Below are 12,081 nucleotides of genomic sequence, written 5' to 3'. Positions count from 1 at the left end.
TTGAAGGCTTCCCCTATCTAACTCACCAGTGACTGTACGGAACCACTCGCCTCTTTGATCCGCTGCAGCGTACGCTCGTTCTGCTCCGCGAGCGTAGTAATCGTAGCAGACAGCTCCTCCATTGTCGCAGAGGACTGCTGGCTAACCGCAGCCACATTCTCAGTCGCACTCTCGATCGAGCTGCTTGTACCGCGGATAGCGGTCATGGTGTCGCGATAATAGTCCAGCGAGTGTGCAAGCTGTTCCACCGTTTGACGCACGACCACGAACGCTTCACGCATATCCGTCGTAATCCGACTGCTGGTGGCCATCTGATGGCCAATCCCGTTCATAAGGCCGCGCGTAGCATCGGCTTGATTCTGCATGCTCTCGAGCTGCTCCGAGATCGCATCTGCCGTCCCGGCCGAGAGCTCAGCCAGCTTACGCACCTCGCCTGCTACTACTGCGAAACCACGGCCGGACTCCCCGGCTCTAGCCGCTTCGATGCTTGCGTTAAGCGCAAGCAGGTTCGTTTCGCTTGCGATCCGGACGATCGATTCCGTAAACTCGCTGACGTGACCGATTACCCCATCCAGTGCCGCCATCTGCTCGGACATCCCTTTAACCGAGAGCTGGAACTGCGAGATGCTCTCGTAAAGCTCGTCCATTTTCTCGCCGCCGCTCGTTGTTGAGCTGTTGGCTATAGTAGACTGGGCTTCCAGCTGATAAAGCGAATTGTCCATCGTCTCTAGCCGCACATGCGTTTCTTGCACCAATCTCGAAATATCGGAAGTAGAGGAAGCCTGCGTATTCGCGCCTTCCGTAATCTCCTGGAAAGCATGCGTCATCTCGCGGAACGAGGCTTGATTAGCTTCGCTGGCTTCGGTAATTTGCAGCAGATTGCTTGCAATGGATTCCACCTGCGCAAGCAATTGCTCCTTCTGTGCCGTCTGCTGCTTCGTTGCCACTTCAGACTGCGCACGCATCGTTTCCATTTGAGCCGCAAAGTACTTCCCCGCTTGAACAAGTGCAATCAGAAGCGCACTCACAAGCCCGAAGTACACGAAAATCCCAATGGCCGTACTGGAACTCAACTGCTCGCCAAGCTTCGGACCTTGTACGATTAACACGTAGATGTTCATGAACAATCCGATACTGAGTCCTAACAGCAAGGGCGTCCATCTCATATAAATAACCGCAATGGCTACAATGTAATAGACCGAGAAGAAATTCGTAATAGATACGACATCAAACATAAGATAAAGCGTCAGTGCCGCGCTCCCGCCGACAGCGATATAAGGGAAAATATGCATTCCCGCCTTGCGAGTCAACATAACCCCAAGAACCGCAAGCAGCACGACGGAAATAGCAAGAATCATCCATTTACCCGCACCTGGGATTAAATTCAGCGCCATAACGCTGCCAACCGAAATAACCGATGACGCAATCAAGCCCATAAACACAATACGATTCCGATAAAATAAATCCGCGACCTGCAATTCTGACTGTGTCATCCTTCCAACCCCTACCCGATCTCAAAGTAGGATTAAACCCGTTCTACGAACCGCGCGGCAAGCCCAACATCTCCTGAATCTTCTCTACAGGCACCGCGTCTTTCGGCAGCTCATACTCAAATTTAATCTCCTTATTTATATCGTCCAAGGAGAGGTCGAAATGAATGCCCAGCTTCATCCCTTGTGCGGAATTTGTCGATTCGATATTCATATCCAAACCTTCATACGTCAAGTAATCGTCCGTAATCCCGCCGGTAACATCAAGCTGGTTGATCTTGATCGATTTCTTCATTTCATCGACAGCCGCTTTGACCTTGCCGTCCTCTTTACCCTCCAACTCCTTCTTGGCAGCCTCAAGGTCGGACTTCGTAAGCTTGAACAGCTTCATATAAGCCTCATTCTTGAGCAAAATATCAATGATCTGAGGCGCCGCCTTCTCCATGATCGCCGTCCACGCCGCTTCGACATTCTGCTCGTTGATCGAGAAACGAACGAGCTGATCGACTTTATGATCGGCAGCCAAACCTTTCACATCCGCAGCTTCAGGCTCGCTGAAGTACGTTTTCTCATCCAAGCTGTCTACCAGTGCTTTCAGAAGGTCCTGTCCCACCTGCGGGGAGGCTGCAACATCGGCAGCGCCTTGTTCTTGTTCAAGCTTCTTCATATCAATTTCCACGAATTTGCCTGCGATCGTCTCCGGCAGCGGAAGCCCCGGAATTTGCGGCACTTTAATCCATGTTTTGTCCTCGGTTATGATCATCGGAATCGATGCATTCAATTTCACATCGCCGCTGCCAAGCGTAACATCCATCGTCAGCTCTGCGCGCATCGGCGATTTCTGAACCGAACCGTGCACGTTGATGACAGTCCCCTTCAAGAAGGAAAGCATCGTCGCTGTCATAGCAGAATTCGCGCTTCCTGCAGCATCCGCCGCGGCCGGAGGCAGCACCAAGTCGGTGAACGTCATCGATCCTTTATATGTCATGCTGGTTGCTTTCTGATTGCTCGCCATCGCATCCATCATCGCTTCTTTCGGTGACGCCGCTGAGCTGCACCCCGCCAGAAAGGCAAGCGAAGCCACGAGCAGCACGGCTGTTCCCCGTTTCCATACTTTCATTTCAGAACCCCTCTCCTCATATGAGCACCTTCAATTTTACCCCATCCCGTCCCATTCCGAAAGGTTAAAAATCATGGCATGACGTTATGCAGCATTCAACTTTCAAGCATGCAAAAAGCCCCCGTCTACCGGTGAATCTCCGGCTTTCGAGGGCTGAACGTTGATCGTTATACGAGCTGCAGCTTATCCTTCCGGATTGTTGTGGCTCACATGATTAGCCTGCTTCGTCTTCTTCGAGCCGCTATGAGGCGCTTGCTGACTTGAACCGCCCGAACGCGACTTGGAATCGTTATTGTCATAAGGATTAGCTACAGGAACATTCTTGGGTTTACCCATTACAAAGCACCTCTCTAATCAAATAGTCGGGTTAACTCCGGGAATGATACAAATCCGATGGTTCATCATGGTTCAATTGATCCTGATGCCTGCGATCATTCGTATCCTGCTGCAGCTGCTGTGCATGATGGCTGTTAACAGGGTTCTGATCTAAGTCTTCTACGACATTGCTTAAGTTCTTATCTGCGGTACCTTTAGCCTTCGTCATCGCTCGTATCTCCTGCCTTTCGCTTGGCGTACAGCCCTTGCCGGGTGTTAGGCTCCACCTCCGCTAAGCATGCGTCAGCCCGTGCAGCGCCTGTGCGCACTCATGAATATGTCGGGTGTAATCCTGCACGAGCTGTTGAATAATGTCCGTGCGTTCATCCACCGTACGTCCGTCTTTCTCCACATCAATTAACGTCGTTTGAATTTCGCGGCTGTCCACATAGGTGACTTTAAAATCAAACGTGTACATCTGGTGTCCTGCTATATGAATCGTGACGCGTAGAGCTTTGGGATCCGCCTCGTCCGGCAGAACCTCGGCGCGGTCTGCAGGCTGAATCGTTTCCGGCAGCGTACGCTGCCATGCCGCAGTCAGCTGCTGTTGATCAATCGACAACTCGTCGTGTTTGCTCATCGCTTACCACCTCCATGCCGATAATATGCGGTTTTGGCTGCCTTTTTATGCGGCTTGCAGCGTGAAGCAAATAGGAAAAAAGCGCCCAAGCGAATGATCGCTTGAGCGCTATGCTGTAAAAGTTATGGCGGAGAGGGTGGGATTCGCTCCGTCGCACAGCATCCTATTGGACGCTGTTAGGGCGACTATCACGCCAGGGCCTACAAACACGGTGTGTTTGCTTAACGGCCCGTTCGAATCCCTCCACCGCCATTGCACAAAAAAGCCGATTCCCATTCAGGAATCGACTTGTAGTTTATTTATGGCGGAGAGGGTGGGATTCGCTCCGTCGCACTGCATCCAATAGGATGCTGTTAGGGCGACTATCACGCCAGGGCCTACAAACACAGTGTGTTTGCTTAACGGCCCGTTCGAATCCCTCCTTCGCCATTGCACAAAAAAGCCGATTCCCATTCAGGAATCGGCTTGTAGTTTATTTATGGCGGAGAGGGTGGGATTCGAACCCACGTGGAGTTGCCCCCTAACGGTTTTCAAGACCGCCCCGTTATGACCGCTTCGGTACCTCTCCAATGTATAAAGTCACCTGTTTCAAAAGGTCACAAGATGTATTGTACCACAGACGAATTCGGATAAGCAACTCCAAATTACGCCTGCGGTCCAATAATAATGAAGCTCTTATTAACGTGGTCCGATAATGGCTAGTCCGCCCATGTAAGGACGAAGCACTTCCGGCACAACGACTGTACCGTCAGCTTGCTGGAAGTTCTCCAGAATCGCGGCAACCGTACGTCCGACCGCAAGTCCCGAGCCATTCAGCGTGTGCACGAATTCCGGCTTGCTCTTCACTTCCGGACGGTAACGAATGTTCGCGCGGCGCGCTTGGAAGTCCTCGAAGTTGGAGCAAGAAGAAATCTCGCGGTACGTACCGCCGCTTGGGATCCATACTTCAAGATCGTACGTCTTCGCCGATGTGAAGCCCATATCGCCTGTGCAGAGCGTCAGCACGCGGTAAGGCAAGCCAAGGAGCTGCAGCACTTTCTCGGCGTTTGCAGTAAGCTTCTCGAGCTCTGCATAGGAGTCCTCAGGCTTCACCAGCTTCACCAGCTCAATCTTGTTGAACTGATGCTGACGGATTAGACCGCGCGTATCGCGTCCTGCGGAACCGGCTTCCGAACGGAAGCAAGCGCTGTAAGCCACGAAATTCTTCGGCAGATCTTCGGCAGACAGAATTTCTTCGCGGTGAATATTCGTCACAGGTACTTCTGCCGTTGGAATCAGATAATACTCGGTGTCCGCAATCTTGAAGAGATCCTCTTCGAATTTCGGCAGTTGGCCGGTACCGATCAAGCTATCGCGGTTTACGATATAAGGCGGCAGCACTTCTTCGTAGCCATGCTCATCGCTATGTAAGTCCATCATAAAGTTAATCAGTGCACGCTCCAGACGAGCCCCTAGACCGCGGTAGAACACGAAACGCGAACCGGTTACTTTCGCTGCGCGCTCGAAGTCCAGAATCCCCAGATCCTGTGCCACTTCAAAATGCGCCTTCGGTTCAAAATCAAACGCAGGCACTTCCCCATGACGGCGAATTTCCACGTTGTCTTCTTCCGACGCCCCAACCGGTACCGACTCATTCGGTACGTTCGGGATTGCGAGCATCAGATCTGCAATATCCGCTTCCGCTGCACGGATCTCTTCATCCAGCACCTTAATGCGGTCGCCCACTTCACGCATCTCAAGAATGAGCGCTTCCGCGTCTCCGCCGCTCTTCTTCAGCTTCGCAACCTCTTGCGAAACGGTGTTACGACGGTTCTTCAGCTGCTCCGTCTCCTGCAGCATATCGCGCCATTTGCCATCCAACGCAGGGAAACCTGCGATCAAATCAAGCGATTTGCCGCGATTCTTCAAGGCTTGCTCTACTTTAGCGTAATCATTACGCATCAATTTAACATCTAACACGGAAGGTAACCCCTCTCTTTATCATTTTCATTTATTGCCTCTTGGAGCGTCCTTCATACGGACAGACCTGCCAGGAGAGCCCAAACGGCAAAAAGACTGCGCATACGCAGTCTTTCTCCGTTATTCTTTCGACGCAGCCGCAGCCGCCGCTTCCTTCGCCATATCAAGGAAATACGAGTGCAGACGATAATCGTCCGTCAGCTCCGGATGATAAGACGAGGCCAGCAAATGTCCTTGGCGCGCCGTTACAATTTCACCGTTATACGTCGACAGAACGTCCACGTTTGGCGATACTTCTTTGATCAGAGGTGCACGGATAAATACCGCGCGCACCGTCTCATCGATTCCTTTAATCGGCAAGTCCGTCTCGAAGCTTTCGCGTTGACGACCGAATGCATTGCGAGCGACAGTCATGTCCATCAGCTGCAGATGCGCATCCTCTTGGCCTTCAATACGGTTAGCAAGTACGATGAGACCTGCACAGGTGCCGAAGATCGGCTTGCCTTGCTCGGAGAAATCACGAATCGCCTCGATAAAGCCGTAATGACGCATCAGCTTACCGATCGTAGTGCTTTCTCCGCCGGGAATGATGAGGCCATCCAGTTCTTGCAGCTGTTCTGTCCGCTTAATAGCGATGCCTTCGCCACCCGCAGCTTCTATGCTTCGTATATGTTCCGCAACGGCGCCTTGAAGCGCCAGTACACCAATCTTCATCGGTTCATGCCTTCTTTCCGATATTACCAGCCGCGATCCTGCATACGCTCGGAAGCATTCAGCTTGGAAATTTCAATGCCTTTCATAGGCGTGCCCAAGTTTTTGGACACTTCTGCGATCAGCTTGTAATCCGTGTAGTGCGTTGTAGCTTCAACGATAGCACGGGCAAATTTCTCCGGATTATCGGATTTGAAAATACCCGATCCAACGAATACGCCGTCAGCGCCCAGGTGCATCATCAATGCAGCATCGGATGGTGTAGCCACGCCGCCTGCCGCGAAGTTTACTACCGGAAGTTTACCTGTTTGGTGAACATCCAGAAGCAAGTCGTAGTTTACGCCAAGGTTCTTGGCTTCTGCATACAGCTCGTCCTTCGACAAGTTCTGTACCTTACGGATTTGACCCGTGATCAAACGGATATGACGTACCGCTTCAACGATGTTTCCTGTTCCCGGCTCGCCTTTTGTACGCATCATCGCTGCACCTTCTTGAATACGGCGAAGCGCCTCTCCAAGATCTTTCGCGCCGCACACGAACGGTACAGTGAATTCACGCTTGTCGATATGGAACACTTCATCAGCTGGCGTGAGTACTTCACTCTCATCGATATAGTCAGCGCCCAGTGCTTCCAATACGCGAGCCTCTACATAATGCCCGATACGCGCTTTAGCCATAACCGGGATCGATACAACCTTCATTACTTCTTCAAGTATTGTCGGATCTCCCATGCGGGCAACGCCGCCTGCAGCACGAATATCAGAAGGTACACGCTCAAGGGCCATAACAGCCGTTGCGCCTGCCGCCTCAGCGATCTTTGCTTGCTCAGCATTCGCAACGTCCATAATGACGCCGCCTTTTTGCATTTCAGCCATACCGCGTTTAACGCGTGAAGTTCCTGTTTCCATGTTCGTGAATCCTCCCAAAAAGTTTTTGCACTGTCATCCGTGAATGTGAATCGTTCCGGACTTGCTAGCTCTAACCAATAATTTTACATGATAGAAGAAAAATCGACAACCATCATTTCAAAGTAAACGGGTTGCCTATTCATTTATCTAGAACAAATCAACGATCCCTTTGAACAAGCCGGAGATAAAGCCGCCAAGCGCGCGGAACATCAGACGCCACCAGCTAGCCTTCTTCACTTCCTCGGAAGTAATCAGCTTCACTGTTTTCTCGATGGACTTGCCTGTATCCGGATCTTTATACGAGTACGTAGCCGTGCCGACTTCTTGACCGTTTGCAATCGGAGCAACAAGCTCATCTTCCGATTTCAGCGTAACATTCTTAAGTTCAATGCTCGGCGTTGCATTCTTCTTCACGAGGAAGGTCACGTCAGAAGCCGTCATGATCGGCACTTCCTTCGATTTACCCTTCTTTATTTTGACCGTCTTTGCCGTTTCTACAACTGTCTTCGGCGCAACAATCGTCTTTTTCTCAAAATTATTAAATCCATAGTCGAACAATTTCGCCGTTTGGACGAATCGCGCGGATTTAGAAGCCGCATCCATGACAACGGAAATCAAACGCAAGTCGCCGCGTTTCGCCGTTCCTGTGAAGCAATAACCTGCCGCACCGATATAGCCGGTTTTCATCCCGTCCACACCCGGATAGGCATATTGCTTAAACGATTGCACGTTTTTGTTCGATTCCAGCATCCAGTTGAGATTAATCATATCCGTCTTGTCACGCTCACGGAATCTGTAGCTTGGCGTGCTTGAGAATTCGAGGAATTCAGGGTGCTTCTTTACCAGAATGCTTGCGAATTTAGCCAAGTCGCCTGCCGAAATAACAGTCGTATCCGCTAGACCCGTCGCACTTGTAAAATTAGCCGTTGTAAGGCCAAGCGCCTTCGCAGTCTCGTTCATTTTCGTGACAAAAGCTTGCTCTGTTCCGGAAATGTGGTCGGCAAGCGCAATTGTAGCGTCATTGGCGGACTGAACAGCCATCGCCATATATAAATCTTTGACCGAATGTACGTCCCCTTCGGCCAAGTAGATTGCGGAACCATCAGGAGGGATGTCAGCTGCTTCCTTCGAAGTCGTAACCATGTCTGTCAGCTTCAAGCGACCCGCTGTAATCTCTTCCAATACGAGATACTCTGTCATCAGCTTCGTCATACTTGCCGGTGGATATGCTTTATCGGCATTTACAGCATAGAGTACTTGTCCGGTATCTGCATCTATGAGGACAGCTGAACGAACTTCTATTCCTAGCGGATTCGGTGTCACTTCTGCGGCATAAGTAGTGTGGGAACCTAGATTAACAGTAAGCATCGTGGCAATTACAGTCGCGCAAATGGTCGGTACAAAGCGTACCCAGCCCTTTTTCGGTTTCAACGTCTTCTCTCCTCTTCTATCATACATTCTCTCTAGTATTGTAACACAAAGAGAGCTGTTACCAAAAAAGAAAGACAGGAAAACGGTGATTCCCACCATCTTCCTGCCGGGCAGTTCTACTTTATGATACTAGGTAAATATAAGCGTCGCAGTAACGCTGATTACAGCGAGTAGTTTGGTGCTTCTTTCGTGATTTGAACATCATGCGGATGGCTTTCACGCAAGCCGGCGTTCGTAATCCGCACAAATTGCGTGTCGTTCTTCAGCGCTTCGATATTTGCAGCGCCGCAGTAGCCCATGCCGGAACGAAGTCCGCCGATAAGCTGATGAACCGTATCTGCCAATGGTCCTTTGTAAGCAACGCGGCCTTCAATACCTTCCGGAACGAGCTTGTTCTCGTTCTCTTGGAAGTAACGGTCCTTGCTGCCTTCTTTCATCGCGCCGATAGAGCCCATACCGCGGTATACCTTGAAACGGCGACCTTGATAGATTTCCGACTCGCCCGGGCTTTCTTCCGTACCTGCGAACAAGCTGCCGATCATAATCGCGCTTGCGCCGGAAGCGATCGCTTTCGTTACATCACCGGAATACTTGATACCGCCATCTGCAATGATCGGTACATTATATTCGCGTGCTACGGATGCACAATCGTAGATCGCCGTAATTTGAGGAACACCGATACCTGCGATAATCCGAGTTGTACAGATCGAACCAGGTCCCATACCTACTTTAATCACAGAAGCGCCGGCTTGAATCAATTCACGTGTACCCTCGCCTGTTGCTACGTTGCCTGCCACAATAGTGAGGTCCTCGTATTTGCTGCGAAGCAAACGTACCATCTCAATAACGTTCTTCTGATGACCGTGTGCTGTATCAATGACAAGCACGTCAACACCGGCGTTAACGAGTGCTTCTGCACGTTCAGGCGTATCTTTGGCAATGCCGACAGCGGCACCGCACAGCAAACGTCCTTGGCGGTCTTTAGCTGAATTCGGGAATTGAATAGCTTTCTCGATATCTTTAATCGTAATAAGCCCTTTAAGTGTGTTGGTTTCGTCCACTAGAGGAAGCTTCTCGATTTTGTGCTTCTGCAGAAGAACCTCCGCTTGCTGAAGCGTCGTGCCGACCGGAGCCGTAACCAGGTTGTCTTTGGTCATGACTTCGCTGATCTTGATGGAATAATCATGAATGAAACGAAGGTCGCGGTTCGTAATGATCCCGACCAGCTTCTTATTCTGATCTACAACTGGCACACCGGAAATCCGGTATTTGCCCATCAGTTCTTCAGCGTCGTATACATGGTGGTCAGCTGTCAGCGAGAAAGGATTGGTAATAACGCCGCTCTCCGAACGTTTAACGCGATCTACTTCTTCTGCTTGTTGCGCAATAGACATGTTTTTATGAATAATACCGATGCCGCCCTCACGCGCCATAGAAATCGCAAGCTTAGCCTCTGTTACCGTGTCCATTCCCGCACTCATCAGCGGAATGTTCAGCTTCACATTGGGACCAAGCGTTACAGATACATCTACTTCCCTCGGCAATACTTCCGATTTACGCGGCACTAACAGGACGTCATCGAAGGTTAATCCTTCTTTGGCGAATTTATTTTCCCACACAGACTTGTTCCTCCTCTTGCAATTTACGTTCCCTTAACGAGCCTTCAAAAACCGCAGTTTTTGAATAGGCTCGCGTATATTATTGCAATATTAGCAGAGGGGTAGGGGGCTGTCAAGGCAAAGGGAGCAGGGGGAATTTGTCCATATTACGAACGATAATCATACTTGCAATTCGAACTCCACAGCAGAAATTCATGGATCCCTTGCTCGCGTGCGGCTTGGATTTGCTTATTCACCTGTGCGGCACCGTATTGCTGATGCGGATGAACCCATCTCGCCGTAAAGCTTTGCAGCCATGGTCGAATCGTTGCCGTCGACTGACTGCCGCTGCTCTGAATAATCGCATTTCGCCGCTTCGCATCCATCATGGCCTGCCTGATTATCGGGTAGGGATTAAGATCTGGCTGCTTCACGCCGTACATGCCTGTCGAATAGTGCGAGGGGTAGGTCATTGGCGATATGACATCTACTGCACTCGAAACTGCCCGCCACGATTGTCCAATCCCCATATCATTCGTAGAAGAGGTCACTAATCCGAAGACATCTGCGGAAATTCTGGCACCAGATTTATGCACGCTCGTCCTTCCCTGCCGGAGAAAATAAGCGATCACATCCGACTTCGTTCTTCCTTCGCGATCTCCATACCGCACTTCACGATCCACCTTAGCCCCGTTATCGGGAAAACGCACATAATCGAATTGAATCTCATCGAAACCCTTAGCAGCTGCTTCCCCGGCAATCGCAGCGTTATACTGGCGCACCTGCTTCTGAAAAGGGTTCAGCCACGCCTTTCCTTGGACGTCCCTCCATACGCCTCCGCCTTGCTTCTGCAGCGCCATGCTCGGATGCATCTTCGCATAGAGTGGATCTTTGAAGGTGACGATTCTTCCGATAACGTAGATGTGCTTGGCTTTGAGCTTTGCAAGTAATCCTTCGATATCCGATATCGCCACATGACGGTCAGCCCCGATCGCATGCACAGCAGGCAGCTTGGAGTTGTAAGTCATTTGACCGTAATCATTCTTCACATCAATCACCATGGCGTTAAGGTCCGTCTTGTCTAATAAATCAATAAGGGCGTCCATTCGTTTCTTACTGCCGGCCACCCATCCGGATACATAAATACCGCGTACCGGCTGCTCCGGCTTGTGAATTTTACGAGAGGCTGCAGCAATGGAGTGCTTGCTATTCGCAGCAGCTGTGCTTGTTAGGATCTTCGTTGTTGGTTTCATGCTTGGGGCTGATCTGCTGTTATGTTTGACCGTCAGTTGTTGGAGATCGGTGTTGGTCTGACTTTGTTGCTTTAATGGAGGAAGACTGACTTGATCTTGTCGATCCGCCGAATTGCACCCTGCACAGACGATCATGCCCGACAAAATCATCGTCATGCTCACCTTCTTCATACCGTCCTTCACCATCATCAGCTAGCACCCCCAGTACGTTGAATGACTACGTTACCAGTAGTATGTGCCTGCCCTTCCATACAATTGTGTAGGAGATTTAACCAGCATTGGTAAAAACATAACAAAAAACCGACCGTATAATTACGGTCGGTTCATCGTGCTTGGCGACGTCCTACTCTCCCAGGACCCTGCGGTCCAAGTACCATCGGCGCTGGAGGGCTTAACGGTCGTGTTCGGGATGGGAACGCGTGGGTCCCCTCCGCCATCGCCACCAAACGGTGAAATCGCGTGAGCGATACTCTGTTCAAAGCTTGCGCCTTGAAAACTGGATACGAACCTTTGCGAAGGTCTTAATTAGCTGATGTTGTCCGAAGTTGAACATCCGAGCAGATGTTCGTAGGATAAGCCCTCGACCGATTAGTATTCGTCAGCTGCATGCATTGCTGCACTTCCACCTCGAACCTATCAACCTGGTCGTCTTCCAG

Annotated in this window: 11 protein-coding genes, 1 tRNA gene and 2 rRNA genes; all 14 read right to left on the bottom strand. The window is 50.6% G+C overall.

Annotated features, from left to right (window positions below; all coding sequences use genetic code 11):
- Window positions 1-17: 17 nt before the first annotated feature.
- Window positions 18-1,493 carry a methyl-accepting chemotaxis protein gene (locus BLW29_RS22675; RefSeq protein ID WP_090983868.1) on the bottom strand — a complete coding sequence of 492 codons (1,476 nt, stop codon included), beginning with the start codon at window positions 1,491-1,493 and terminating at the stop codon, window positions 18-20.
- Window positions 1,494-1,536: 43 nt separating this feature from the next.
- A complete protein-coding gene (locus BLW29_RS22670; protein WP_090983866.1) occupies window positions 1,537-2,610 on the bottom strand; it encodes a hypothetical protein in 1,074 nt (357 codons plus the stop codon).
- Window positions 2,611-2,793: 183 nt separating this feature from the next.
- Window positions 2,794-2,946 (bottom strand): small acid-soluble spore protein P, encoded by a 153-nt coding sequence (locus BLW29_RS31205; RefSeq protein ID WP_143044450.1) that lies wholly within the window; start codon window positions 2,944-2,946, stop codon window positions 2,794-2,796.
- Between the two features lie 31 nt (window positions 2,947-2,977).
- The gene (locus BLW29_RS31520) at window positions 2,978-3,154 is read right to left on the bottom strand and encodes a hypothetical protein (RefSeq protein ID WP_177186778.1); all 177 of its coding nucleotides are present in this window, start codon (window positions 3,152-3,154) and stop codon (window positions 2,978-2,980) included.
- A 63-nt stretch (window positions 3,155-3,217) separates the two neighbouring features.
- The gene (locus tag BLW29_RS22665; protein ID WP_090983864.1) at window positions 3,218-3,565 is read right to left on the bottom strand and encodes a hypothetical protein; all 348 of its coding nucleotides are present in this window, start codon (window positions 3,563-3,565) and stop codon (window positions 3,218-3,220) included.
- Window positions 3,566-4,044: 479 nt separating this feature from the next.
- A tRNA-Ser gene (locus BLW29_RS22660) sits at window positions 4,045-4,133 on the bottom strand.
- 110 nt (window positions 4,134-4,243) lie between these two features.
- The gene (serS, locus tag BLW29_RS22655) at window positions 4,244-5,524 is read right to left on the bottom strand and encodes a serine--tRNA ligase (protein WP_090983862.1); all 1,281 of its coding nucleotides are present in this window, start codon (window positions 5,522-5,524) and stop codon (window positions 4,244-4,246) included.
- 120 nt (window positions 5,525-5,644) lie between these two features.
- On the bottom strand, window positions 5,645-6,238 hold the full coding sequence (gene pdxT / locus BLW29_RS22650) for a pyridoxal 5'-phosphate synthase glutaminase subunit PdxT (protein WP_090983860.1): 594 nt from the start codon (window positions 6,236-6,238) through the stop codon (window positions 5,645-5,647).
- Between the two features lie 23 nt (window positions 6,239-6,261).
- Complete coding sequence (pdxS, locus tag BLW29_RS22645) at window positions 6,262-7,143, bottom strand: pyridoxal 5'-phosphate synthase lyase subunit PdxS (protein WP_090983858.1); 882 nt, start codon at window positions 7,141-7,143, stop codon at window positions 6,262-6,264.
- A gap of 147 nt (window positions 7,144-7,290) precedes the next feature.
- Window positions 7,291-8,574 carry a D-alanyl-D-alanine carboxypeptidase family protein gene (locus tag BLW29_RS22640; protein WP_256208812.1) on the bottom strand — a complete coding sequence of 428 codons (1,284 nt, stop codon included), beginning with the start codon at window positions 8,572-8,574 and terminating at the stop codon, window positions 7,291-7,293.
- Window positions 8,575-8,735: 161 nt separating this feature from the next.
- Complete coding sequence (gene guaB / locus BLW29_RS22635; protein WP_090983856.1) at window positions 8,736-10,193, bottom strand: IMP dehydrogenase; 1,458 nt, start codon at window positions 10,191-10,193, stop codon at window positions 8,736-8,738.
- Window positions 10,194-10,339: 146 nt separating this feature from the next.
- Window positions 10,340-11,614, bottom strand: coding sequence for a putative glycoside hydrolase (locus BLW29_RS22630; RefSeq protein ID WP_090983854.1), 1,275 nt, complete (start codon window positions 11,612-11,614; stop codon window positions 10,340-10,342).
- Between the two features lie 141 nt (window positions 11,615-11,755).
- Window positions 11,756-11,872, bottom strand: a 5S ribosomal RNA gene (gene rrf, locus BLW29_RS22625).
- 121 nt (window positions 11,873-11,993) lie between these two features.
- Window positions 11,994-12,081, bottom strand: a 23S ribosomal RNA gene (locus BLW29_RS22620); the annotation flags it as partial.

Origin of the sequence: Paenibacillus sp. CF384, assembly GCF_900106745.1 — a bacterium.
Lineage (GTDB): Bacteria > Bacillota > Bacilli > Paenibacillales > Paenibacillaceae > Paenibacillus_Z.
Note: the sequence above shows the minus strand (reverse complement) of the source record. Positions and strands in the feature narration are given on the sequence as shown.